This is a genomic window from Erythrobacter sp., assembly GCF_030066995.1.
Classification (GTDB): Bacteria; Pseudomonadota; Alphaproteobacteria; order Sphingomonadales; family Sphingomonadaceae; genus Erythrobacter.
On sequence record NZ_JASJAP010000002.1, the window covers coordinates 88,698 to 111,445 of the forward strand.

Consider the following 22,748-nt stretch of genomic DNA (forward strand, 5'->3'; position numbering starts at 1 on the left):
CCGCCGAGAGGTACCGAGATGAGGCGCGTAAACTCGTCGAAGCTTTGAAAGCCACGAGGAGACAAAGCTGCAGCCCCAATGGACCATCCGCGGCTTGATCAGCTAAATAACAATTCACGCCTCGTGAAGCGGAGCGCGGGGTAGACATCGAGGTTTCCGGCAGACTTGCCTCTATCCTCGCTCTTGATACTGGCGAAAATCGATCGGTCGGTATGTAGGCTGTCGATGGAGCGGGCGAGGCGATTCGAACGCCCGACCCCAACCTTGGCAAGGTTGTGCTCTACCCCTGAGCTACGCCCGCTCATTGACGCCTTTCGGGACGCGCATAGGCGCACGTCCCTGCCGGGGAGGCGCGCCAACTAACAGCGAGCCCCGCGCTTCGCAAGAGGAAATGCAAGCAAAAATTCGCCTCACGGGAACTCAAACCATTGCCGAGCAACACGAGCGCTTCACATCGCGCCCGATGTGCCCCACATTAGAGCGGAAACGAGCGGACATCCCCTTGCTCACCCTTTAACGATGGCGCGTCGGGTCATGCTCACGACCATTTCCCGCGCACTCAGATGAGAGGAACAATCCCTTGGCCAGCATGGGTCTCAACATAGATGAACAAAAAGCTGTCGAGCGCTTTCGCAAGGATGTGGTCGAGCCGAGCCAGACAAAACTCGTAATCCTGGACTTCTGGGCGGAATGGTGCGGACCGTGCAAGGCGCTGGCACCCATGCTTGAAAAGGTATGCGCAGAATACGCGGACAAGGGTGTGGTTCTTGCCAAGATCAATGTCGACGAAGAACAGTTCATCGCCGGCCAGTTTCAGGTCAAATCGATCCCTACAGTCTACGCCATGTTCCAGGGCCAGCCGGTCGCGGATCTCACCAGCGCGCGCAGCGAATCCCAGTTCAAGCAAATCCTTGATCAATTGCTTGGCCAATTGCCGATCAAGGGCGGCACAGATGGAGGGGCCGAGGCTGGCCCGTCGCCCGAAGAGATCGCGCAGTTCGTGGCCATGGGCGAGCAGTCGCTTGACGATGGGGACGCGCAGCGCGCCGCCGGCGTCTTTGCGCAGGTGACGCAATTCGCCCCCGACAACGCCGCTGCGCACGCCGGTCTCATCCGCGCCCTGATTGCCATGAACCAGCTTGACGAAGCGCGCCAGGCGCTAGCCGCTGTCGATGCGGACCCCAAGCTTGCAAACGACCCGGCCCTCTCCGCGGCCAAAACAGCGCTCGAGCTTGCTGGCACGCAGGTTGACGACAGCGAGCTGGCCAGCCTGAAGGCTGCCGCTGACGCGAACCCGACCGATATGGAAGCCGGGCTTGCCTATGCGGAAGCCGCCTTTGCTGCCGGCCAACGCGAAGCGGCGGCCGACACCTTGCTCACCATGATCGAAACCGATCGTGAATGGAAGGAAGGCGCCGCGCGCACCAAACTGCTACAAATCTTTGAAGCGGTTGGCCTTGAAGATCCGTGGGTGGTCTCGACACGGCGCAGCCTGTCCAAGATCCTGTTTGGTTAAGTGTGATGTCCACTCGCCTTTCCATCTTTCCTTTGCCCGGTGCGGTTCTGTTTCCAGGGCTGCAATTGCCGCTTCATATCTTCGAACCGCGCTACCGCGCGCTGGTCGGCGACGCGCTGGTGCGCGATCGCCGGATTGCAATGATCCAGCCGCAACGCTCGATCGAGGGGGCGCCGCTCTATTCGGTCGGGTGCGTCGGTCGGATCGGGGAAATCGAGGCGATGGATGACGGGCGCTACAACCTGATCCTTGAAGGCGAAGCCCGCTTCAAGCTCTTGCGCGAACTCGATGTCGCGACCGCTTTTCGCCAGGTTGAAGGCGAGTTGATCGAGGATGACACGGACGAGACGCTAAGCCATGCGCAGCGCGGCGGGTTCGAAGCCGAGGCGCGCGCCTTCGCGGATTCGCAAGGATACCGGGTAGACTGGGATTCGGTCGAACGGCTCGATGATCAATCGCTCATCAACGGCGTCTCGCAAATCGCGCCCTTCGATCCCGCATCAAAGCAAGCGCTGTTGGAAGCGAAGACGCTGTCCGCGCGCTGCGAGCTGCTGGTGCAGCTTATGCAGTTCTTCAGCCGCGGCGATGGCGGCGACGAAATCATGACGCTGCAGTGAGCGCGTGGCGCCGCAGCGCATCATAATCGGCGCGGCACGCCTGCGCGACCGCGAGATACTCATCTTTCAGCTCAGGCAGGGGGCCAGGCGCGGGACCGAAGCGCGTCGATGCGTTGACCTTGTCGTACCAATGCGCGCCCCACACACCGTCTTGCGGATGGGGTCCGCGCTCCCATTCAAGCATGGATGCATCCCACGCGATGCCCAGCGCATTGCACAGCCCTTCAAGCACACCGGCTGGATCTTGGAGCACCAGATCGCTGTCCACCACCACAGGCGCGCTTCCGGTGCGCTGAGCTTCGGTCTCGAAATACGCCCGCAGCTTGGCGAAGCCGAGCAACTCGGGGCGTCGCAGCTCGTTCTTTGCGGCGTAGCTAGCCACCACACGCTCGGGCGCGCGGATGAGAAAAGCATGCCGGTGCTCGGGGAAATCTGCGATGCCGATCGGGCCGACCATGTGATGCGGCATATGCTTTTGGTACCAGACCGTCTTGCCGTCTGGGATGGAGCCGTTGAGCGCTGCGGTGACGCGGTTCCAGTCGCAGTCCATCTCGGCCACGGTCTCAGCCGCCATCGGGTGTGGTTCGCGCGTGTCCTTGAGAAAGGCGCCGTAGAACGGCTCATCCGAGACCGCGCAATCGTTTCTTGCACCAAAGCTGCGCATCATTGCGGTCGAGATGTTGCGCGGGCCCGACCACATCGCAATGCGGACCGGCGCGCTCACGCTGCAACATCCTCGTCCATCAGATCCCGGTAGAGCCCCTGCAGCCGTTCGACCATGGCCCCGCGCGCCGGCGTGAGCGACCGACCGTCGACCTCGGTAACCGGAACGACGCCGGCAAAGGTACCCGTCACGAAGGCTTCATCCGCGCCGTAGACATCGGTCAGCGAGAAGTTCTTCTCGAACACCGGAATACCGGCCTCGCGGCACACCCGAATGACGTTCGAGCGGGTGATCCCGCCGAGGCAGTAGTCGCCGGTTGAGGTCCACACCTCGCCCTTGCGAACGATGAAGAAGTGGGTCGAATTGCACGTTGCAACAAAGCCGTGCGGGTCCAGCATCAGCGCCTCGTCCGCTCCGGCTCGCGTCGCCTGAATGCAGGCGGTGATGCAGTTGAGCTTTGAGTGCGAGTTGAGCTTCTGGTCCTGCACCGCCGGATCGCCGCGGCGCACATGCACGGTGAACAGCCGGATGCCGGTCTTGATCGTCTGGGGAGAAGGCGCTTTGTATTCCGGGACGATCACGATGGTCGCCGGGCTGATAACGACGCGCGGATCCTGATACGGCGTTGAGCGGATACCGCGCGTCACCATCAGGCGGATGTGAATGCCTTCCTCATCGCGCATCGCATTTGCGTCGATCGTTTCATCCAGCCGCGCAATCAGTTCCTCCCGCGAGAGGCCAATATTCATCGCAATGGCCTTCGCGCCCTCATACAGCCGGTCGAGATGCGCGGAGAGGAAGGCGATGCGCCCGCGGTGAAGCCGCAGACCCTCCCACACGCCGTCACCGAGCATGAAACCGCTGTCGAAGACCGACACGCTGGCCTCGGCGCGCGGGGTCATCGCGCCGTTGATGTTGATGAGGATGGCCTCGTTACGCGGATCGGGCGCGAAGTCGTGGGTTCCTTGTGCCATGGCGCGCGACCCTAGGGGCTGCGTGGCGATCCGGCCAGAGGCCGCGTCAGGCGCCGATGCCGAAGGCTCCGCGCAATCCGTCGATCACATACTGCGCCGCCAAAGCCGCCAGCAGCACGCCAAGCAGGCGCGTGATAACCGCCTCCACCTTGTCGCCAAGCAGGCGGATCAGCGGGCCCGCCGCAACCAACGCCGCGCCCGTCATCGCGAGCACGAGACCAAGTGCGGCAAACACCTCCGCGCGCTCGACCCAGCCCTTGGCTTCGTTCATCAGCAGCATGACCGCCGCAATCGCACCTGGCCCCGCGAGCATCGGCATCGCCATCGGAAAGACCGATACATCCTCGACCTCGCTGGCGCTCACCTTGTCCGCGCGCTCCTCGCGGCGCTGGGTGCGCTTTTCGAACACCATCTCGAAGGCGATGAAGAACAGCATCAGCCCGCCCGCGATGCGAAAGGCGTCGAGCTGAATGTGAAGCGCACCGAGAAGCGCTTCGCCGAAGAAGGCAAACACGAGCAGGATTGCCCCTGCAATCGCAACCGCTCGCAACGCCATGCTGCGCGCTTGCGCGGCGGTCGCCTCCTTGGTCAGCCCGGCGTAGATCGGCGCGCATCCGGGCGGGTCGATGACCACGAAAAGGGTAATGAAAGCAGAGACGAAGATCTCAGGAATCATGTCGGTTCGGACTTTACGCAGCGAGTTGAAGCGGAGCCGCGCGCCTCAACACGCTTTTGCGGCAGAATTCAAGAGGGGGATTCGAGCGACTCTTCAATCGCGGTCTCCCACGCGCCCTCGTAGAAATACTCCGCCTTCACGTATTTCGTGCCATCCGCACGGTGCTCCCATTGCCAGCGCAAGGTGCCATCGCTCGAAAGCTGCGCCTGCGACTTCCCATCCTCGCCAATCGCCATGGGCGGAGGCGGAGGCACGCCCAGCCCGCTTTGCGGACAGGTGGCGACCAGGCCCCGGATCGAACTGATCGCTGTCACGACGATATCGCCGTCCTCGAATTCGGGACGCGGGGGAGGCTGCGGGTTGTCGCGCCCCGCCACATCGTAGGACCATTTGTAAGTGTTGTCCTTCTGGCGCAGCCATGCGGTCACATAGTTTCCAACGAGCCCGTCTGCGTCGCGAAAGCGCCCCTGTGAGAGCGCAAGCGCGCCATCGCAGCTCATCACGACAGTTCGCGGCCCCCATTCGGTGGCCTTGTCCGGGTTGGGCAGCGCTTGGGCGAGGGTGGCGAAGGGAACGGGACCGTTGCGGCCATGAAGAACAGCCTCGGGCGTGCCGAACTCGACGCCCGCGGAGTATTGCCCCTGCGCCTGGGCGGCCTTGAAGTAGGCGATCTCGGTCTTGACGATAACGCTTGGCTGCGCCGCGCCCGGAGCTGTCGCCAGCACTCGGTTGATCACCTTGGTCGGAGGGCCCCTGCGCGCCTGCCCGCCCGCGCAGGCGCTGAGCGTGAGAGCGACGCAAGTGAGTACGACGAGAGAAGATGAACGCATCGGGACTTGTTCCATTGAGAGCGACGGCAAGGGCACCCTTCTCACGTGTGAACCGGGTGAAGTCAAAGCCCTTCGGGAGGGTCAAGCCCTTCGTTGCGATGCGCGGCGATGGCGGTGTTGCGCAGGAGCACCGCAATCGTCATCGGGCCGACGCCGCCTGGCACCGGGGTAATCGCACCCGCCACCTCGCTCGCTTCGCCAAACGCCACATCGCCCACAAGCCGCCCTTTCCCAGCGCCCGGCTCCGGCGGAAGGCGGTTGATCCCGACATCGATGACCGTCGCGCCGGGTTTGAGCCAGTCCTTGCCGATCATCTCGGGCCGGCCCACCGCCGCTACGACGACGTCCGCGCGCGAGACCACGGATTTGAGATCGCGCGTGCGGCTGTGGGCGATGGTCACGGTGGCGTTGGCGTCGAGAAGGAGCTGCGCCATCGGTTTGCCGACAATGTTCGAGCGGCCGATGACGACCGCTTCGAGACCGGAGAGGTCGCCGAGCTGGTCGGTCAACAGCATCATGCAACCAAGCGGTGTGCACGGCACGAAGCCCGACTGGCCGACCGACAACCGTCCGGCGTTGATCACGTGAAACCCGTCGACATCCTTGTCCGGGCTGATCGAGGCGATGACGCTCTGCTCGTCGAGATGCGATGGCAGCGGGAGCTGGACGAGAATGCCATCCACCGCCGGATCGGCATTGAGGGTCTCGACCAGCGCGAGCAGATCGGCCTCGCTCGTATCAGCGGGCAGGCGGTGCTCGAAGCTCTCCATATTGGCAGCCAGCGTCGCCTTGCCCTTGTTGCGAACATAGACCTGGCTGGCCGGGTCCTCCCCCACCAACACCACGGCCAGCCCGGGCTTTCGCCCAGCCTTTTGCGCAAAGCTGAGCGCGGCCTCGCCCACTCGTTCACGCAAGCGCGCAGCGAAGGCTTTCCCGTCAATACGTGTGGCGGTCATTTCTGCGCAGCGGGTCAGTTCGAGAACATGACGGCGCTCAACACGATCAGCATGACGCGCAGGAGAATGATCAGAACGATGGGCGAAAAGTCGATGGCGCCCGTATCGGGCATGATACGCCGGATCGGTCGCAAAAGCGGATCGAGGACAAGGCCGACCGAATTGTAGACCTGCATCAGGAATTGATTGGATGGGCTTACGACGTTGAACGCAAATAGCAGGCTGATCACGAACTGGATGATGATCAGCATGACAAGGATGCCCGCGAGCATGTCGATAATCTGATAAAGGGCTACTAAGCCTGCCATTCTTCGGTGCTTTCCTGTTCTTTCGCACGCTCGCTGGCGCGCAATCGCCGTCCCTGCCGTATTACTTACCTAATACGCCCTGCTGCTTGGTCAAGGCCGCTTGGTCAAAGCCGTTTGCGCAAGCCCGTAGCAGGCCGCTCACGCGCGCACCAGCGTGCCCGCGCCGCGCGCGGTGAAGAATTCCAGCAGCATGGCGTGCGGTACGCGTCCATCAAGGATCACCGCCGCCTCGCAGCCCGCCTTGACCGCGTTCACGCAGGTCTCCAGCTTGGGCACCATGCCGCCGATAATCGTGCCATCTTCGCGCAGCTTCTCGATGGCCGGAGGATCGAGATCGGAGAGAAGCTCCCCCTTCTTGTCGAGGACACCGGCCACATCGGTCAACAGGAACAGACGCGCCGCGCCAAGCGCTGCGGCTATGGCACCGGCCATGGTGTCGGCGTTGATGTTGTAGGTCTGTCCGTCTTCGTCCGCTGCAATAGGTGCGATCACCGGGATCATCCCCGCAGCAACCGCGGTTTCGATCACGCTTGTGTCGACGCTTGCCGGCTCTCCGACAAAGCCAAGGTCCACAGCCTTTTCAATGAGGCTTTCCGGATCGCGCGTAGTCCGCGACACTTTGCGCGCCGTCACCAGACCACCGTCTTTGCCCGAAACCCCGATCGCCCTGCCACCCGCGCTGGCGAGCCATCCGACAAGCTGTTTGTTGATCGCGCCCGACAGGACCATTTCGGCCACCTTTGCCGTTGCCTCATCGGTCACACGCAGGCCGTCGACAAAGGTGCTCTCCAGACCAAGGCGCTCCAGCATATCGCCGATCTGCGGGCCGCCTCCGTGCACCACGACCGGATTGATGCCGACCGCTTTCAGCAAGACGATATCCTCCGCAAAGTCGCGCGCCGCGCGCTCATCGCCCATGGCGTGGCCGCCATACTTCACCACCAGGGTGCGACCGGCATAGGTCTGAAAGTACGGCAGCGCCTCGATCAGCACTTCGGCTTTCTCATGCGCCGAGCGCCCCAGTTCAGCGCTCGAGCGAATGGCATTCGAGCCGGCTGCAGAGCCATTTTCAGGCCGATTGTTCACGCGCGCGGTCTCCTCAAGGACGCCGTTGCCGAGCGCCTAGCTTGTTGCCGTGCGTTAGGAAAGCGCCGCGTTCCATATCGCTTCTGCGGTGCAGCATGAGGGATTTGCACTTGGCTGTGTAACCAAAGGCGTGTTCACTGCGAATCGTTTGGTGGGTGTGATGCGGGATTTGCGCGCGCACCAGCCAGATTGCACAGGAGGAATACTCATGAACACGTCACGTCTTTCAGGCTCGATCGCCGTTGCCGCCGCTGCGGGGCTTGCTGCGGCCTGTTCGGGCGGAGCCGACGCGCCAACCGAAGCGGGCGCCGCCACCACCGAAGCCGAAGCGCTGGCCGCCGCTGGTGGGGGTGAAAAGGAGAAGTGCTACGGCATCAGCCTCGCTGGCAAGAACGATTGCGCGGCCGGGCCTGGCACCAGTTGCGCCGGCACCAGCACGGTCGACTATCAGGGCAATGCGTGGACCTATGTCGACGCGGGCACCTGCGAAACAATTGAGCGCGGCGACGGCTCCTTCGGTTCGTTGAGCGAAATCGAAGCCTGATCGCTTGCCGCAACGCGCATCCAATGGCCGTCGGGAGTTATCCGGCGGCCATTTGCGTATCGGTAACCCCCTTGGTCGATTTGTTCGACCCGTAGCCATGGGATTAGCGCCCCAGCGTGTTAAGGGTGTTGTGGTATGGCCCGTTTCCGCACCCCATCCAAGGGTCGCTTTCGCCCGCGTCCCCGTCGCTCGCCGCGCAACGGTCTGCTCAGCTGGTGGAACCTTTGGCGCGTGCCCACGCTTGTGACCATCGTCGCCGCGATCTGGTGGTTCGGCGTTCGCCCGGTCACCGACGAGCAAGGCTGGGTGCCGGTCGACGAGCGCTTCAGCCTGTGCGGCGGGGCCGATCGCACGCGCGGCTGCGTCGTCGATGGCGACACCCTTTTCATAAGCGAGCGCGGGGCACGTCCCCGCCGGGTTCGCCTGACCGGCTTTGATGCGCCTGAGCTCAACGCGGCGTGCGCACCGGAACGCGAGCTCGCCGCCGAAGCGCGCGAGGCGCTGCTTGATTGGCTCAATCGGGGCCCGTTCGAATGGAGCGGCGCCGAGGATCCGCCCCACGATCAGTACGGCCGGGAATTGCGCGAGATCCGGCGCCTTCGATCCGACGGTGCCCCCGAATACCTTTCGCAGGCCCTCATTGAGGCCGGCCTTGCCGATGACACCGGTTGGGGGGCGAGCGAAACCGATTGGTGTCGGTAGGCGATGATGCGGCCCCATCGTCAACAATACCCGATCCCGCAGCCACCTTTGCCCGCCCCACTGCCCGGGCTGTGCGCGCTTTAGTCTGGCGCGCATTGGTCTGGAGAGCGGCTTGCTATCCAAGCAAGGCCTCTGGCGCAGCGGACCGGAGTAGGAAAGCGTCGTCGCAAGAGCCGCGGCGCAAGCAACCGTCCGCCGCCGATCTGCGCTTTCGCAGGCCGCCGACAGTGGCCCACGCTGGCACCGCCGTGTGTGCCGTGCGGATCTGGTGGAACATCGGCTGCGTCATCGTGGTGCCGCTCTTGGCCCAGCTGCTGATGAACACGTCGCGCGGGACCCCGGCGGACGGCGGTTCGTCGCACGTGGAGAACGGTTGGAACACATGGAACACAGTCCTGCACTGAAAAAACGAGCGCGGGACAAACGGGTCTTGCTGCGGGAAGAGGGGAAAAAGCGGGACGATCCGACGCGCGTGCCATCGCGTACAAAACTAGCAGAGGCGCGGGCAGGTAGGAAAACGCGGCGTGAATTGTGCGCGCCTGGGTTTTGCGCGCCTGGATTGCGCGCGCTTGGGTTGCGAGCGCGTTTGTGTTGCCGACGATCGCGGCCACCCGGGGCGAACACCTCAAACATGACTAACCTTGTCCTAACCGATTCCCTGGTGATTCTCCCTAGTCGAGACGATCAAAGCGTTAGGCATGAATCACAAAGACTCTGATTTACGGTATTTTTTACGATCTTGCCGCTCAGCCAAGCGATGTCCTAAAGTTATCCACATGACTAACACGTCAACCTGGCGTCACGACGAAGCGCGCGGGGGCCGACCGATCGCGGCGGGCCTGGCCTATTGGAGCCTGATCTTCGCGCTTGGCTTTGCCCTTGGGACCGTGCGGGTGATGTGGGGCGCGGCGGCGCTGGGAGAGGGAACCTTCATCCTTATCGAACTGCCGATCATGCTGGGCGCGAGCTGGCTTGCGGCGCGCTGGCTTACCCGCCGGTTCAGGGTCGCGAGCACCGGTGCGGCGCTCGCGATGGGGGCGCTCGCCTTTGCGCTGCTGATGCTGGCCGAGATCGCCTTGACGGCGGCCATGGGCGCAAGTCCTGCCGTCTGGCTCGCCAGCCTGACGCGCCCGCCGCACCTTTACGGGTTTCTTGGTCAGCTCGCGTTCGGAGCGATGCCGCTGGTTGCGGTGAGGGTGGCGGGTCGCTGAAAGTTGAAACGGGGGGATGAATGTCCGCGGTAAAGCCGTGCAAAGTGCCTGAGCGCAGCCTGTTGTCCTTGTATGGCGGGCCGAAAGACTATCGCGATTGCTATTACAAGGACGTGCCGGGCGAGGTGTCGCTCAGCGTCTTTGTCGAGAGCTTCTACACCAGCAAGGCGTTCCTGCCCGAACGCCTGCTGCTCGGCCTCATCACCCGCCGCGCCTCGAACGAGCACGCACGGGCGGTGGCGCGCGGTATCAGCGACCGGTTTGCCGCCTGGCGCGTGGTCGAGCGCGACGACGATGAGATCCTGCTCGAATCCGCGGACACCAACACCGCCAGCTGGTTCGGGGCCGAGCCGATCGAGGACGGCACGCGCCCGTCCTCAGGCAGCGCAGCGGTAGGACACACACGACTTTACTTTGGATCGTGGGTCGGCAACCTCGACGAGTCGCGCTGGAAGAAGTTCCAGGGCGCGCATGTGTGGTATTCGAAGGCGCTGCTGGCTGGGGTTTAGGGCCTCGGTCAGGCGGGAGCGGCGCGCTCCCTCGTGACAATCGCGGTGATTTCGTCGAGCAGGCCCAGCCGCTGCTTCTTGAGCGCTTCGGCGCGCTCATCGCTCGCCGCCTCGGTCTCGCACTCGATCCGGTGCACCTGGCGGTTGATCTCGTGATATTCATCCGCAAGCCGCGCAAAATGCGCGTCTGTTCCCTTGAGCCGCGTGATAAGATCGCGGTCGCGCTTGAAGACTTCGGTAAGCTCGTTGGGCGTGTGCTGTGACATGGCTGGCGGTCCTCCCTTGGGTCGTGTGGGAGAGGATTAGGCCGGAGCGGGGGCGGCGTATTTGATGAGAGTCAATTTAGCGCACGGGCAAGAAGGCCTTGCGCCTTCCGTAACGTCAATCTAGGAGCGCGCCTCCCGACGCGCGAATGGAGGCAAGACATGTTTGCACACTTCCTGCCACCGAGCAGATCAGACCACGCAGCCAGCCTACGCGCTGAGCGCTGCGCGAAACCGGCGAACCGCTAGAGGCACCCCTGTCCCTTCCTGAGAGAAGCGAGCGCGCCCCCGGCTCGCTCGTAATCTCTCCTGCAAGGGAAATTCCAAAATGTACCTGCGTTTCACCGTGCCCAAGCAGCACGCAGGGACGGTCACGCGCGCTAATCTGGCGCCGGGGCCCTTCCGCACCGCCAGTGAGTTGTACTGGGATGGCGACCCAGAGACCAATCCGGTGCTGGCCGCGATCCGTCAGGAACTCGACTGGTTCAACGCCGAGCTTCCGGTGCCCAAGCGGTTTGGCGTGAAGGCGCGTGGTCGCTGGTGGTCGGATGGCGTGTGCTGGTTTCGTGACAGCGCGCGCGAGCCGATCGCGCATATGGAAGTGATGGTCTCGCTGCTTGAAGATTGCGGCGTGCCCGTAACCCGCAACTGGACCCGCGAACCGGGCCAGTTGCTTTATCGAGACGACTGGCAAGTTGTAGCGAAGCCCGACTTTGTGTGGGCTGAATGAAACACCCGCGTTTCCGGTGACAGGGGCGCGGGTGTTTCTTCGTCAGCCCCCAAGTTCATCGTCATCCCCGCGCAGGCGGGGATCCAGAGCGGAATGCAATGACGGCTAGGGAGGTAGCTGGACCCCGGATCAAGTCCGGGGTGACAAGAATAAGCTCTGGAACAATCAGGATGCGTGCCGAGACTTATGGTCGTGCGAAAGAATTTGGTGACTGGGAGCCTAGTTCTTAAGAACAATCTCTGTTTGGCCTCAATAAACTGAGTAGGCAAAGACAGCGATAAAGATGCACGCCGGCACCACCTGCTCGAGCGTCGATGGCCCGAAAGTCAGACACCCTTTTCGAGAAGTAAACTCATCCCATTCACGCTTGAATGGCTGAAATACTAGTTTTTCTTCTATTTCGTGTATCACTTGCCATTTGACCGCAGCGAGCTGCTGGTAGTAGCGCACAGTGATAAACCAAATCGAAGAAACAATGAGAATCGGCGGCACAATCGCGATAAAAGGAAAATTCGCATCGGACGCGAACACGGCAATCCCAGCCGAGATTACCGTCATGGATACCACTGAGATATTTTGACGTTTTGTCTCCGATGCGCACGCAGTTTCGACAAGGGTAGCATGCATAGCGAGTAGCTGTGCATGATCATCATCCACTGCGAAGTCTCCAAATGCCGTTTATGACACTATCGCTGGTCCAGCCTACCGTTTCCCGGGCTGCAAGAGTCACATGAGCTGACTTCTTTTCCTGCCCCCAAGGGTTTACGGCTAGGATGGGCTTTCCAAAAGCATTTGCACCATCAATCTCTTTTTGGATCCACTTACTGTGGTTCGCGTACATTCCGGTAGGGATGACCACTACGTTTGCCTGATTGATACGCTCGAAAATCGCCTCGCGAAGCGCTTGCTCATTTGGAGCGTAATGGATTGGATTCTCCTTGGGAACTGAGACATTTCCGAATTGAATTGGAGTGCCGCTTAAGCTCCACGGAGTTTCAAAAATCTATTCAGCGAGTTTGTCATAATGACCAGAGTAAGACCAAGAATGGCTGATAAATACTGATACAGTATACATCAGTCTGTGCCACTCATGGTAATTACCTTCTCATTCGCTTCCAAGGTGTGCAAGTACAGAGGGGGGGGGGATCACTCCGCCGCCTGAACTTCCCCAAACATATCCGGGCCGCCGTCGGCCTCGCAGTCCTCGTTGACCGCTTTCGCCTTCTGGCGCTTGTCGAAGCTGGACCACACGTCGTTCCAGTCGCCGCGGGTGGCGCCCTTCGAATACTCGGTCGCGCGGGTTTCGAAGAAGTTGGCGTGCTCGACACCGTTGAGGAGCGGCGTCAGCCAGGGCAGCGGGTGGTCGTCGATCATGTAGATCTCGGACAGGCCCAGCTGCTTCAGGCGCCAGTCGGCGATGTAGCGGATGTACTTCTTGATCTCCTTCGCGCTCATGCCCTCGACCGGGCCCATTTCGAAGGCGAGGTCGATGAACGCGTCTTCGAGGCGCACCGTCTTCTGGCAGATGTCGATGATGTCTTCTTTCACCGCCTTGGTCAGGCAGTCGCGCTCGGCGCAGAAGGTGTGGAACATCTTGATGATGCCTTCGCAGTGCAGGCTTTCATCGCGCACCGACCAGCTGACGATCTGGCCCATACCCTTCATCTTGTTGTGGCGCGGGAAGTTCATCAGCATGGCAAAGCTCGCAAACAGCTGAAGCCCTTCGGTAAAGCCGCCGAACATGGCGAGCGTGCGCGCAATATCCTCGTCGGTGTCGACGCTGAACTGGTGCATGTAATCGTGTTTGTCGGCCATCTCCTCGTATTCGAGGAAGGCGGAGTATTCGCTTTCGGGCATGCCGATCGTGTCGAGCAGGTGCGAGTAGGCGGCGATGTGCACCGTCTCCATGTTGGAGAAGGCGGCGAGCATCATCTTGATCTCGGTCGGCTTGAACACGCGGCCGTATTTGTCGTGGTAGCAATCCTGCACTTCGACATCGGCCTGGGTGAAGAAACGGAAGATCTGGGTGAGCAGATTGCGCTCGTGATCGGTGAGGTTTTGCGCCCAGTCGCGGCAATCCTCGCCCAGCGGCACTTCCTCGGGCATCCAGTGGATCTGCTGCTGGCGTTTCCAGAAGTCGTAAGCCCACGGATATTCGAACGGCTTGTAGGTCTTGCGGGCTTCTAGCAACGACATCTTGTGGTTCCTTGGTTTCGAGTTGGCTTACCAATGTAGGGAATCAAACTACGAAAACGAAGGCAAGCGGGTATGATTCGGCGGGGATAAACCGTGCAAAATCCGAGTCGAGCTGAGCTTGTGGATAGCACAGATTGCTGGCCCTTGCAGGGGCCTCACCATCTTAACGTGCATGGCGCGCAAGCGACCGGGCGCCCCCTTAGTCTCGCGCCTTTTTCGACCCGAAGAAGCTGCCTCCTCCCAGCACCGTGATGCCGAGGAAGAAGCCGAAGTCGTACCAGGCGCCCTTGTTGGGCACGGCGTAGACCGCGATGTCGTCGGAAAACAGCGACCCGATCCAGGCCCAGGGGAAGATGAAGCCGTGCCACAGTCCCCACAGGAAACCGGGCGATCCCGCCTCGCGGCTGACCCCGGCGTCGATCTGGTTCGCGCAGGCTGAGACGAGCAGCGCCAGCGCGGCAGCGCCAAGAACGCGTGGAGCGATGCGGTAAAGGGGGCGGGAGATGGTGCGGGCGGATGGGTTCGTGCGGGTCATGCCCGTGTCTCTACACCAGCCCGCCTGACCTACACCAGCCCGCCTGACCTAAACCAGCGAGGTGATAATGACGACCACGGAAAAGGGCAGGAACATAGAGACCATACCGACATGGATCATCGCGGCGTTGCGCGCGTGCCCCTCCTCACCGCGCCGCAATTCGCGCACCGCGTTAACCAAGAACACCATGCAGGTCACCAGGCCGAAAACGCCCGCCCATAACGGCATATCCATAATTCCCCATCCCTTTCGACAGCGCCACACTGCGCGCGCTGTCCAGCCTGTATGACACACTTGGCCGTCCAGCGCGAGGGCGACCTTGGTCGGGTGCGGGAGGGGATCAGCAGAAGCGGCGCACGAAGCCCTGATGGCGGGTCTTGCTGAATTCGCTCGCCGCGCCGTCCCAATCGTTCTGCTCGATGCGCGCGAGCACGCTTTGCGCGATCGGCTGGACGAATTCGAGGCCCACGCGCACGCTCTGGCGCCAGGCTACCTCGGCCTTGTGCGGGCCGGTGCCGCCGATGGAGATCTCGACATATTCGCCAAGCTTGAGGCCGCCATGCGGATCATCCACCCGGCACCCGCCGCGCGAGAGATCGGCGACCTCGACTTCCCATTCGCGCCCAAGATTGGTGCGATAGGTCGCGTCGGTGGCGGTGGAGATGCGGTTGTCCTTACGCGTCTGCATAGCGCGCAGGCCTAGCGTGAGGGGGTTGGAATAAGGTTAAGAAGAAGCCCCAAGGGCACTAGGTGTCTCGGGGCTTCGCTCGGAGATGGTGCAAGTTCTGTATTCGCAAATGCGCTTCAGTTCTTCAGTCGCCGCGCTTCGGTCATCGGCAAGCCGCCCTCGGTCGGCACATAAATCAACGAAGCCTTCGTTTCTTCGAGCGCTTGAATCTGAAGATAGCGCAGATACCCTTCTGGACCTCCGAGAGAGTCCTGCAAGATTTGGTTTGCCTCAGCAGCGCCCTTCGCGCGGAGGACTTCGGCTTCGGCCAAGGCCACCGCGCTCTCCCTTCGAGCTTCCGCTTCGAGGATGGCAATGCGCCGTGAAGACTGCGCCTCCGCCAACCGCGCTTCACCGGCAAGGCGCTGAGAATACAGTCGATATTGCGGGTAGGCCCACATTGTTAAAGGGATCAGCAGAAGCCCAAGAACGCTAAGGACCAGCCAAATTCCAGCAGCACGCATAGACCTGGTTCCGTTTCTATCCGTCTACTGGCAGCTCAAACATTCCTCATAGTCAGTCTGTTCGCCCACTGTCGCGCTCAGCTCGATTTTCGCTGCTTCGCCGGTGTTGTCGGCTTCGACGCCGCCCGCGAAGCCGGCGCGCTGGACCGATTTCGAGCGCAGGTAATAGAGCGACTTGATCCCCTTCTCCCACGCCTGGAAGTGCAGCATCATCAGGTCCCACTTGTCGACGTCCGCCGGGATGAACAGGTTCAGCGACTGCGCCTGATCGATATAGGGCGCGCGGTCGGCGGCGAATTCGAGGAGCCAGCGCTGGTCGATCTCGAAACTGGTCTTGAAGCTCGCCTTTTCTTCCGCGCTCAGGAAATCGAGGTGCTGGACCGAGCCGCCGTTTTCGAGGATCGAGTTCCAGACATTGGTCGAGTTCTTCGACTTCTTGTCGAGCAGCTTTTCCAGATACGGGTTCTTGACGATGAAGCTGCCCGACAGCGTTTTGTGCGTGTAGATGTTCGCCGGGATCGGCTCGATGCACGCCGATGTGCCGCCGCAAATGATGCTGATCGACGCGGTCGGCGCGATCGCCATCTTGCAGGAAAAGCGCTCCATCGCGCCCATTTCGGCGGCGTCGGGGCACGGTCCGCGCTCTTGGGCGAGCAGCATCGAGGCTTCGGAGGCCTTCGCTTGAATGTGCTGGAACATCTTCAGATTGTGCGCCTTGGCCATCGCGCTTTCGAAGCCGAGCCCCTTTTGCTGAAGGAAGGAGTGAAAGCCCATGACGCCAAGGCCGACCGAACGCTCGCGGCTGGCGGAATAACGGGCGCGCTCCATTTCGGGCGGCGCGCGATCGATATAATCCTGCAGGACGTTGTCGAGGAAGCGCATCACATCCTCGATGAACATCTTGTCGCCGTTCCACTCGTCCCACTTTTCAAGGTTGAGCGAAGACAGGCAGCACACCGCCGTGCGATCGTTGCCCAGATGATCGATACCGGTGGGTAGCGTGATTTCCGAGCACAGGTTCGAGGTCGAGACCTTGAGGCCCAGATCGCGGTGATGCTTGGGCATCATGCGGTTCACCGTGTCGGCGAAGATCACATAGGGCTCTCCGGTCGCAAGGCGGGTCTCGACAAGCTTCTGGAACAGCGAGCGCGCGTCAACATCGCCGCGAACCTCGCCGGTCTTGGGCGATTTGAGTTCGAAACGGTCACCATTGCGGACCGCTTCCATGAAATCGTCGGTCAAGAGCACGCCGTGGTGCAGGTTGAGCGCCTTGCGGTTGAAGTCACCGCTCGGTTTGCGGATTTCGAGGAATTCCTCGATTTCCGGGTGGCTGATATCGAGATAGCATGCGGCCGAACCGCGCCGCAGTGAGCCCTGGCTGATCGCCAGCGTCAGGCTGTCCATCACCCGCACGAAGGGGATGATGCCGCTGGTCTTGCCGTTCAGGCCAACCGGCTCGCCAATGCCGCGCACATTGCCCCAATATGTGCCAATGCCGCCGCCCTTCGAGGCGAGCCAGACATTCTCGTTCCAGGTGCCGACAATGCCGCCCAGGCTGTCTTCGACCGAGTTGAGGTAGCAGCTGATCGGCAGGCCGCGGCTGGTGCCCCCGTTCGAAAGGACGGGCGTGGCCGGCATGAACCACAGGTTCGAGATGTAGTCGTAGAGTCGCTGGGCGTGCTCGGCGTCGTCGGCGTAGGCGTCGGCGACGCGCGCAAAGAGATCCTGGTAGCGCTCGCCGGGAAGCAGGTAGCGGTCGGTGAGCGTTTCCTTGCCGAACTCAGTGAGGTTCGCATCGCGCGATGGGTCGATCTGAATGTCGAAGCGGCGATCGTTGACTTTCTTGCTGTCGGGCACGGCCTGTTCTTGAGCCTGCTCCTTGGCCGCTGCCGCCATGGCGCCCGCCAGCGCTTCGGCGCCCTTGGCCGCAATCAGGGCTTCGCTGCCCGCGTCTGCCTTGTTCATGTCGATCGCCTTCTTCGTCGTGGCGGGCGCGGCGCGCGTCTCACCGGTGTCCACGTCGTCCAGAACGTCGTTTGTATCGTTTTCGCTGGTCACGCCGTCACTCGCCTTGAAATCCATTATCAGCACCCATTCATCGCATGAATCGAAACCCGGCGTAAGCGCCAATGTTCCAAATCTGTTCTCAACACCCTTTCGACAGCCTTGCCCCCTGTTTCGTCAACACCGCAGAGCGTTGCCCACCGTGTCGACCGGCTCACCCGTCGAACTTTGTAAAGTCTCGCGGTTGCCCACCAAATGCAGTGACTCCTCTCCCGGCTGCGCCCTGACACCCGTGCCCTGAACGCAGGAGAGATCACCAAGCCTTGTGGGGTCCCCAACAACCTGACCACTAGATCATGAATCGCGCGGCGAATCTCGTCAACGGGGTATTAACCACGATTCTCCGGTTCGAGGCCCCGCATGGGAGACCTCACGCGCCGCGACGCGTGGACAAAGCTTGAGTCGCGCGGTGCGCAAGCCCCAAATTGAATCTGTGAAGAAAAATTTGGTGATTGAATCATGTGAATCAATCGCTGAATCTTTCCGCAATGTGGCGGCAAGAATGTTGCGCGGTTTCAGTCCGCCTGCCGCTCGGCCTCCAATGTTACCCCGCCCTGCATAAGCGTCATGGTCATCGAGCCTTCGACCGGCGCGAAGATGATAGTGACATCCACGCCTTCGGCGGTGAAACGGTCCGTATCCAGCGCGATGAGCGCCGTGGTGGGCTGGCCTGCGAAAGTCAGAAGCAAATCGTCCGATTCGCCGAGAGTAAAGACCGCCTTGCCATACTGCGTCGCATAGGTTCCGGCGTAACTGGCGAGCGTCGTGCGTGGCACTGTCACGGCGACGACAGGCTCAATCGGGCCGGCATAAGTGGCGAGTTCGGCTTCCTTGGCTCCATTCTGGTGCATGCGCATGACCGGCCTGCCATCATCCTCGGCTCCGAACTCGAACCAGGTCAGCGAGCCGGGGCCATAGAAGAACCGGTTGCCCTGCGCAGCGAACACTTCGCTTTCCGAATTGCCCGAGCGCAAAGTGTAGAGTTTCCCGTCGCGGGCGTAGAACTTGCGGCGATCGTTCTCGCCAATGGCGTATTCGCCGAAATACGCCTCCAGCGAGGCGAGGTCAGTTTCGACCTTGGTGAATTCCTCAAACGGATCGCCAATCGCCAGCGCGGCGATCCGGGCCACGAGCCCCGACACCGGGGCCGAGGTGGTATCGGAGTTGGCCAGCATGGCGACGCTTACCCGTTCTTCGGGCAGGTGCATCACATCGGTTGCAAACCCGAAGATATCCCCGGAGTGCCCGATCGCTGAACGGCCCCGCAGGGGATTGAGACCAAGGCCATAGCCGTAATTCTCGACCTTGCCCTGCGGCAGCGCAGTCGGCGTTGTCATCGCCTTGAGCGAGCCCGCCTTCAGCACGTCGCCAGCGTGGAGCGCTTCGGTCCAGCGGATCAGATCGTCCGCCGTGCCGCGCAACGCCCCCGCCGCCCCAGGCACGCTGGCGTGGATTTTCTGCGCGAGGGTGACCTTCTCATCTTCACCGCGCGTATAGCCGGTGGCCATGTTGGCGATCGAGGCTTCGTCCATGAAAGCGGTGATGGTCGGAATTCCCATCGCCCCGGTCACTTCATCGACCATCGCCTCGTACCAAGGCTTGCCCGTCACCGCCTCGATCACAGCGCCCACCAGCACATAGGCGCTGTTGTTGTAGGAATAGGCCGTGCCCGCCTCGAAATCTGCGGGCTGGTCGGCGAACTCGGCGATCAGCTCCGCGGTTGTGTAGGCACGCGAGGTGTTTTCTTCGGTCATCCATCCCGGAATGTTGGTGTAGGACTTGATCCCGGACGTGTGGTTCAGCAGCTGAGCAAGCGTCACATCGCTTCCCGGAGCCGGAAAGTCCGGGAGGTACTTCGACAACGGATCATCGAGGGACACCCGGCCCTGTTCGGCCAGTTTAAGCATAGTGGCGGCTGCAAACTGCTTGGTAATCGAGGCGTAGCGGAAAACCGTTTCGGCTCTGATCGGTGTTTCCCCCTCGACATCTGCCATTCCGCGCGCGCCGCGATAGATGACTTCGCCATCCTTTGTCACCACGACCATAGCCCCTGGCCCATCCGCCTCGAAGGAGCGTTCGAGAAGACTGTCCACACGTTCGGCAAAATCAGCCGGAACCGTTTGGGCGGGCGCCGCAACGGGTGTGACCAAAACGCCCAGGGTGGCGCTACAAACAGCAATGGTCTTGATGAGAATGGAGGAAAGCGCGGGCCTGGCAGACATGATCACACTCGTGTTCTGATTGAGAGTATTATGTCAGTAACACACCTATAACGGCGCCGTAAAGGCGCTTCGCGCTGATCAACCGATTCCAGAGCGTCGCGGCCGGACGCCGCTCTATTGAGCCGCTACACTTACCTTTGCCGACACACCGCTCGCATGCCCCGCAATCTCGTCCGCGATCCGCTCGACCAGTTGCAACGGGAAATCATGGCCCCATCCCGGTATGGTGACCAGCCGCGCGCCGGGAATGGCTTTGGCCGTGTCCTCGCCCGCGCCCACCTTCACCAGCGGATCGTCCTCACCGTGCAGGACAAGCGTGGGCGTGGTGACGCCGGCCAGCCGCTTGCGGCGGTCGCCATCGTCGATAATCGCGGCGAGCTGGCGCGGGAGGCCCATCGGATAGACGCTGCGCTGCACGTTCGCGCGCGTGCGCTCGCGGGCGCGTTGTTCATCGCGCGGGAAACCGGGGCTGCCGATGGCGCGCGCGATCATCAGGCCGTGTTCGACCAGGACATCCTCATCCAGCGAGGCGGGCTTGGAGGTCAACGCCCTCATCGCCTCTTTCTCCGCGCGCGGTGCCTTCGGATTGCCCGTGGTCGACATGACCGAAGTGAGCGAATGAAGCTTGTCGCGGTGATTGATCGCAAGCAATTGCCCGATCATCCCACCCATCGACGCGCCGACGGCGTGCGCCTTGTCGATTTCGAGCGCGTCCAGCAGCCCCGCGGCGTCGGCGGCCATCTCGGCCAATTTATAGGGAACCCTGGGCTTCCACCCGATCCGGGAGGCGAGGAGCTGCCAGGCAAAGTGCGGAGGCTTGGCCTCCCCCATCTTCTCGCTCAGCCCGATATCGCGGTTGTCGAAACGCACGACATGATACCCGCGCTCGACCAGCGCCTCAATGAACTCGTCGGGCCAGTGCGTGAGCTGCACGCCCAGCCCCATGATGAGCAGGATCGTCTCATTCGCGCGGTCCCCGGCTTCGTCGTAACAGATCTTAAGCCCGGTGTTGGGCGTGGTGATGGTTGGCATGGCCGATTTTCTTCCCAAGAATGTCTTGGCGCCTGCCTATCGGGCGGCTTCGGCCATCGCAAGCGCGCGATCGGGGAACGACCGCCCCGACCATCCGGGCGCAAAGGGGAGCCGGAAGGCGGGACGGTCGCTCGGACCGACGGCAAGCGGGTAAGGGGATAGGGGCTGCTAACCCCCGAGGACGATCACCTCGTCCTCAGACTCGCCGCCGGACGCCAACCGGGTGCGCTCGGATTGAGCCAAGGCCCGTGTAAGCTCCTCATGCTCGGCTCGATCATCGGCAAAGATGATATTGGCGAGGAACCGGGCCTTGCTTACGTCGGTCACAGGCGCATCGGCGATCGTATCGATCCGCTTCACGGCGTGTTTCGCCATGCGCTCTGCCATCCAGCCCGCGCTGTTGGAGTGGATCTTCAAATTGTCAGGCCGACCGTCCTTACCCAGCGTGAATGCGATTTGCACGATCCCGCTTCCCGGCACCGCGGTGACCCGGCCCGGAGCGCGCACCAGCGCGCGATCGAGCTGCTTGGAGACATCGCTTTTCCAGCGCTTCATCTCGCTGTGCGAAGTGACTTCGATAGGGGTGTCTTCGCCCGCCATTGCCGGTGTCGCAGCGAGCGATAGTGTCGCTGCGAGAGCAAGCGCAGGGGCCGCAAGGCGGCGCGCGGTCTTTATCGTCGAATGGGTCATTGGATCATCCTTTCCAAAACGTCCTCCAGGATGATCGGCCGGTTAGCGTCGAGCAGCAGAGCATCAGCCCATGTCCGCAAGCGGTCGGCGTAATTGGTCGATCCAACGTCCGGGGCGGTGTAGGACCAAACCCGTGACGTCGGACCCAAGATGCCAGCTTGTACTTTTCTATCAATGGCAGGTCGACCTGCGACGTAATATGTCGCTCAACGACCCTTCGTTCGCGATAAACGAACAACGCTCATCGACGAGGGGCTACGCGATCCTCAGCCGCTGCGCCACTCCGGACCGGCGATGGCGAACCCGCTCTCTTCCAGCTGGTCGAGCACGCCATCGCCTTCGGCCAAGACGCGCAGCGGGACGACCGCGACGGTGACGCCGGGCTGCGCGGTCGCTTCGGCAATCATGCCGGTCCAGCTGTCGCGGATTTGCGTGCCGACTTCGGGGTCGGCCCAGGGCCAGCAGGTGCCGAGCGCGATTTCGAGCGGGTTTTCCATGACAGCGGGCACGTCGAGCCTCGTCCAGGACAGCCCGCGCGCCTCGATGATCGGTGGCCCCGCCTCGGTCGCGGTCATTGCGGCTTCAAGACAGGGGATGTGGCTGGCGGGATCGGCGTCGGCGAGATCGTCGAGCAGGTCTTCACCGCGAAAGCGTTCGGGCCGTGTGATTGGAATGTCCGCCTTGTCGGCTGCCTTGCGCACGATGTCGGTCGCATCGTCGTCGAGCGTATCGTCGTCGAAATCGAGCTGGCGCGCGAGGAGGTTGAAGCTGGTGATCAGGAACGAGCCGCGATCGTAATCCTTGTCGTATTTCTCCTCAAGCGCAGCGAGCCGGGCGCGCTGCGCCTCGTCGAGATAATCGCCGGCGACGGTCTTGTCGGGAAGCTTGAGAAAGCGCCCGCTGCGAAACATCACGCGGAAGAAATCGCCCGGAGAGAATTTGGGCCGCGCGCGAATGATAACGCGGTCGGCTTCGCTGGTCGCCTCTTTCAGGCGATCCGGGAACCAGGGCGTTACCTCGGGCACGTTGCGGATTTCGCCGACGAGGATGACGGTGGAGCCTTCGTCGGTATCGATCGTCCACATCGGCGCGCCGGAGCGCTGGGCTGTGACGACGATGGAGTTTTGAGTGGGGGGTTCGGGCGGCGGTTCCTGAGCGACGGATGCCATGCTGAACGCACCAGCGAGAACAGCAAATCCAAGGCTTCGCATTTTATGTATCATGGCGGTAGG

The 22,748-nt window shown here is 62.0% G+C and carries 27 protein-coding genes and 1 tRNA gene; 7 read left to right on the forward strand and 21 right to left on the reverse strand.

Annotated elements, in window-relative coordinates; translation table 11 throughout:
* Positions 1–226: 226 nt before the first annotated feature.
* Positions 227–301: transfer RNA gene (locus QNI87_RS06630), tRNA-Gly, on the reverse strand.
* A gap of 288 nt (positions 302–589) precedes the next feature.
* Here QNI87_RS06630 and QNI87_RS06635 point away from each other — a divergent pair.
* A complete protein-coding gene (locus QNI87_RS06635) occupies positions 590–1,516 on the forward strand; it encodes a tetratricopeptide repeat protein (RefSeq protein WP_300595755.1) in 927 nt (308 codons plus the stop codon).
* A 5-nt stretch (positions 1,517–1,521) separates the two neighbouring features.
* Positions 1,522–2,133 carry an LON peptidase substrate-binding domain-containing protein gene (locus QNI87_RS06640; RefSeq protein WP_300595403.1) on the forward strand — a complete coding sequence of 204 codons (612 nt, stop codon included), beginning with the start codon at positions 1,522–1,524 and terminating at the stop codon, positions 2,131–2,133.
* Here the strand turns inward: QNI87_RS06640 and QNI87_RS06645 are convergent.
* From QNI87_RS06645 to argB, 7 genes are all read right to left on the reverse strand, one after another.
* Positions 2,117–2,857 (reverse strand): HAD family hydrolase, encoded by a 741-nt coding sequence (locus tag QNI87_RS06645; protein ID WP_300595404.1) that lies wholly within the window; start codon positions 2,855–2,857, stop codon positions 2,117–2,119. The genes QNI87_RS06640 and QNI87_RS06645 overlap by 17 nt on opposite strands.
* A complete protein-coding gene (locus QNI87_RS06650) occupies positions 2,854–3,771 on the reverse strand; it encodes an aminotransferase class IV (protein ID WP_300595405.1) in 918 nt (305 codons plus the stop codon). Before QNI87_RS06650 ends, QNI87_RS06645 begins: the two co-directional genes overlap by 4 nt.
* A 46-nt stretch (positions 3,772–3,817) precedes the next feature.
* Positions 3,818–4,444 carry a MarC family protein gene (locus QNI87_RS06655; protein ID WP_300595756.1) on the reverse strand — a complete coding sequence of 209 codons (627 nt, stop codon included), beginning with the start codon at positions 4,442–4,444 and terminating at the stop codon, positions 3,818–3,820.
* Between the two features lie 71 nt (positions 4,445–4,515).
* On the reverse strand, positions 4,516–5,277 hold the full coding sequence (locus QNI87_RS06660; RefSeq protein ID WP_300595406.1) for a hypothetical protein: 762 nt from the start codon (positions 5,275–5,277) through the stop codon (positions 4,516–4,518).
* A 62-nt stretch (positions 5,278–5,339) separates the two neighbouring features.
* Positions 5,340–6,233, reverse strand: a complete 894-nt coding sequence (gene folD / locus QNI87_RS06665; protein WP_300595407.1) for a bifunctional methylenetetrahydrofolate dehydrogenase/methenyltetrahydrofolate cyclohydrolase FolD — start codon at positions 6,231–6,233, stop codon at positions 5,340–5,342.
* A gap of 14 nt (positions 6,234–6,247) precedes the next feature.
* On the reverse strand, positions 6,248–6,541 hold the full coding sequence (locus QNI87_RS06670; RefSeq protein ID WP_300595408.1) for a YggT family protein: 294 nt from the start codon (positions 6,539–6,541) through the stop codon (positions 6,248–6,250).
* A 138-nt stretch (positions 6,542–6,679) separates the two neighbouring features.
* Entirely contained in the window at positions 6,680–7,582 is a 903-nt protein-coding gene (gene argB, locus QNI87_RS06675) for an acetylglutamate kinase (RefSeq protein ID WP_300595757.1), read from the reverse strand.
* A 253-nt stretch (positions 7,583–7,835) separates the two neighbouring features.
* Here argB and QNI87_RS06680 point away from each other — a divergent pair, with 253 nt between their 5' ends.
* From QNI87_RS06680 to QNI87_RS06695, 4 genes are all read left to right on the forward strand, one after another.
* Positions 7,836–8,171: a DUF2282 domain-containing protein gene (locus tag QNI87_RS06680; RefSeq protein ID WP_300595409.1), complete on the forward strand. Its 336-nt coding sequence runs from the start codon at positions 7,836–7,838 to the stop codon at positions 8,169–8,171.
* Positions 8,172–8,306: 135 nt separating this feature from the next.
* Entirely contained in the window at positions 8,307–8,873 is a 567-nt protein-coding gene (locus QNI87_RS06685; protein ID WP_300595410.1) for a hypothetical protein, read from the forward strand.
* 776 nt (positions 8,874–9,649) lie between these two features.
* Positions 9,650–10,084 (forward strand): hypothetical protein, encoded by a 435-nt coding sequence (locus QNI87_RS06690; RefSeq protein ID WP_300595411.1) that lies wholly within the window; start codon positions 9,650–9,652, stop codon positions 10,082–10,084.
* Between the two features lie 20 nt (positions 10,085–10,104).
* Complete coding sequence (locus tag QNI87_RS06695; protein ID WP_300595412.1) at positions 10,105–10,593, forward strand: hypothetical protein; 489 nt, start codon at positions 10,105–10,107, stop codon at positions 10,591–10,593.
* Positions 10,594–10,601: 8 nt separating this feature from the next.
* Here the strand turns inward: QNI87_RS06695 and QNI87_RS06700 are convergent, their stop codons facing one another.
* Positions 10,602–10,859, reverse strand: coding sequence for a DUF465 domain-containing protein (locus QNI87_RS06700; RefSeq protein ID WP_300595413.1), 258 nt, complete (start codon positions 10,857–10,859; stop codon positions 10,602–10,604).
* Between the two features lie 325 nt (positions 10,860–11,184).
* Between QNI87_RS06700 and QNI87_RS06705 the strand changes: the two genes are divergently transcribed.
* Positions 11,185–11,586: a hypothetical protein gene (locus QNI87_RS06705; protein WP_300595414.1), complete on the forward strand. Its 402-nt coding sequence runs from the start codon at positions 11,185–11,187 to the stop codon at positions 11,584–11,586.
* A gap of 249 nt (positions 11,587–11,835) precedes the next feature.
* Here the strand turns inward: QNI87_RS06705 and QNI87_RS06710 are convergent, their stop codons facing one another.
* The 12 genes from QNI87_RS06710 to QNI87_RS06760 all read right to left on the reverse strand — a co-directional run bounded on the left by QNI87_RS06710 (position 11,836) and on the right by QNI87_RS06760 (position 22,685).
* Positions 11,836–12,243, reverse strand: coding sequence for a hypothetical protein (locus QNI87_RS06710; RefSeq protein ID WP_300595415.1), 408 nt, complete (start codon positions 12,241–12,243; stop codon positions 11,836–11,838).
* On the reverse strand, positions 12,236–12,589 hold the full coding sequence (locus tag QNI87_RS15730) for a TIR domain-containing protein (protein WP_366146174.1): 354 nt from the start codon (positions 12,587–12,589) through the stop codon (positions 12,236–12,238). Before QNI87_RS15730 ends, QNI87_RS06710 begins: the two co-directional genes overlap by 8 nt.
* 143 nt (positions 12,590–12,732) lie before the next feature.
* Positions 12,733–13,782 carry a ribonucleotide-diphosphate reductase subunit beta gene (locus tag QNI87_RS06715; RefSeq protein WP_300595416.1) on the reverse strand — a complete coding sequence of 350 codons (1,050 nt, stop codon included), beginning with the start codon at positions 13,780–13,782 and terminating at the stop codon, positions 12,733–12,735.
* A 199-nt stretch (positions 13,783–13,981) separates the two neighbouring features.
* A complete protein-coding gene (locus QNI87_RS06720) occupies positions 13,982–14,317 on the reverse strand; it encodes a hypothetical protein (protein WP_300595417.1) in 336 nt (111 codons plus the stop codon).
* A 48-nt stretch (positions 14,318–14,365) separates the two neighbouring features.
* A complete protein-coding gene (locus QNI87_RS06725) occupies positions 14,366–14,551 on the reverse strand; it encodes a hypothetical protein (protein WP_300595418.1) in 186 nt (61 codons plus the stop codon).
* 106 nt (positions 14,552–14,657) lie between these two features.
* Positions 14,658–15,005, reverse strand: coding sequence for a PilZ domain-containing protein (locus tag QNI87_RS06730; protein WP_300595419.1), 348 nt, complete (start codon positions 15,003–15,005; stop codon positions 14,658–14,660).
* A 116-nt stretch (positions 15,006–15,121) separates the two neighbouring features.
* Positions 15,122–15,322: a hypothetical protein gene (locus tag QNI87_RS06735; protein ID WP_300595420.1), complete on the reverse strand. Its 201-nt coding sequence runs from the start codon at positions 15,320–15,322 to the stop codon at positions 15,122–15,124.
* Between the two features lie 210 nt (positions 15,323–15,532).
* Positions 15,533–17,590: a ribonucleoside-diphosphate reductase subunit alpha gene (locus QNI87_RS06740; protein ID WP_300595421.1), complete on the reverse strand. Its 2,058-nt coding sequence runs from the start codon at positions 17,588–17,590 to the stop codon at positions 15,533–15,535.
* 497 nt (positions 17,591–18,087) lie between these two features.
* A complete protein-coding gene (locus QNI87_RS06745; protein WP_300595422.1) occupies positions 18,088–19,794 on the reverse strand; it encodes a serine hydrolase domain-containing protein in 1,707 nt (568 codons plus the stop codon).
* Positions 19,795–19,908: 114 nt separating this feature from the next.
* The gene (locus QNI87_RS06750; protein ID WP_300595423.1) at positions 19,909–20,826 is read right to left on the reverse strand and encodes an alpha/beta hydrolase; all 918 of its coding nucleotides are present in this window, start codon (positions 20,824–20,826) and stop codon (positions 19,909–19,911) included.
* Between the two features lie 168 nt (positions 20,827–20,994).
* Positions 20,995–21,516 carry a hypothetical protein gene (locus QNI87_RS06755; protein ID WP_300595424.1) on the reverse strand — a complete coding sequence of 174 codons (522 nt, stop codon included), beginning with the start codon at positions 21,514–21,516 and terminating at the stop codon, positions 20,995–20,997.
* Positions 21,517–21,782: 266 nt separating this feature from the next.
* The gene (locus QNI87_RS06760) at positions 21,783–22,685 is read right to left on the reverse strand and encodes a TraB/GumN family protein (RefSeq protein ID WP_300595425.1); all 903 of its coding nucleotides are present in this window, start codon (positions 22,683–22,685) and stop codon (positions 21,783–21,785) included.
* Positions 22,686–22,748: the final 63 nt, after the last annotated feature.

Bases quoted from the DNA above. Each gene is read 5' to 3' on its own strand.
- QNI87_RS06635 (WP_300595755.1), top strand. From the start codon at position 590: ATGGGTCTCAACATAGATGAACAAAAAGCTGTCGAGCGCTTTCGCAAG.
- QNI87_RS06640 (WP_300595403.1), top strand. From the start codon at position 1,522: ATGTCCACTCGCCTTTCCATCTTTCCTTTGCCCGGTGCGGTTCTGTTT.
- QNI87_RS06650 (WP_300595405.1), bottom strand. From the start codon at position 3,771: ATGGCACAAGGAACCCACGACTTCGCGCCCGATCCGCGTAACGAGGCC.
- QNI87_RS06660 (WP_300595406.1), bottom strand. From the start codon at position 5,277: ATGCGTTCATCTTCTCTCGTCGTACTCACTTGCGTCGCTCTCACGCTC.
- folD (WP_300595407.1), bottom strand. From the start codon at position 6,233: ATGACCGCCACACGTATTGACGGGAAAGCCTTCGCTGCGCGCTTGCGT.
- QNI87_RS06670 (WP_300595408.1), bottom strand. From the start codon at position 6,541: ATGGCAGGCTTAGTAGCCCTTTATCAGATTATCGACATGCTCGCGGGC.
- QNI87_RS06680 (WP_300595409.1), top strand. From the start codon at position 7,836: ATGAACACGTCACGTCTTTCAGGCTCGATCGCCGTTGCCGCCGCTGCG.
- QNI87_RS06685 (WP_300595410.1), top strand. From the start codon at position 8,307: ATGGCCCGTTTCCGCACCCCATCCAAGGGTCGCTTTCGCCCGCGTCCC.
- QNI87_RS06690 (WP_300595411.1), top strand. From the start codon at position 9,650: ATGACTAACACGTCAACCTGGCGTCACGACGAAGCGCGCGGGGGCCGA.
- QNI87_RS06695 (WP_300595412.1), top strand. From the start codon at position 10,105: ATGTCCGCGGTAAAGCCGTGCAAAGTGCCTGAGCGCAGCCTGTTGTCC.
- QNI87_RS06700 (WP_300595413.1), bottom strand. From the start codon at position 10,859: ATGTCACAGCACACGCCCAACGAGCTTACCGAAGTCTTCAAGCGCGAC.
- QNI87_RS06705 (WP_300595414.1), top strand. From the start codon at position 11,185: ATGTACCTGCGTTTCACCGTGCCCAAGCAGCACGCAGGGACGGTCACG.
- QNI87_RS06715 (WP_300595416.1), bottom strand. From the start codon at position 13,782: ATGTCGTTGCTAGAAGCCCGCAAGACCTACAAGCCGTTCGAATATCCG.
- QNI87_RS06720 (WP_300595417.1), bottom strand. From the start codon at position 14,317: ATGACCCGCACGAACCCATCCGCCCGCACCATCTCCCGCCCCCTTTAC.
- QNI87_RS06725 (WP_300595418.1), bottom strand. From the start codon at position 14,551: ATGGATATGCCGTTATGGGCGGGCGTTTTCGGCCTGGTGACCTGCATG.
- QNI87_RS06730 (WP_300595419.1), bottom strand. From the start codon at position 15,005: ATGCAGACGCGTAAGGACAACCGCATCTCCACCGCCACCGACGCGACC.
- QNI87_RS06740 (WP_300595421.1), bottom strand. From the start codon at position 17,590: ATGGATTTCAAGGCGAGTGACGGCGTGACCAGCGAAAACGATACAAAC.
- QNI87_RS06745 (WP_300595422.1), bottom strand. From the start codon at position 19,794: ATGTCTGCCAGGCCCGCGCTTTCCTCCATTCTCATCAAGACCATTGCT.
- QNI87_RS06750 (WP_300595423.1), bottom strand. From the start codon at position 20,826: ATGCCAACCATCACCACGCCCAACACCGGGCTTAAGATCTGTTACGAC.
- QNI87_RS06755 (WP_300595424.1), bottom strand. From the start codon at position 21,516: ATGACCCATTCGACGATAAAGACCGCGCGCCGCCTTGCGGCCCCTGCG.
- QNI87_RS06760 (WP_300595425.1), bottom strand. From the start codon at position 22,685: ATGGCATCCGTCGCTCAGGAACCGCCGCCCGAACCCCCCACTCAAAAC.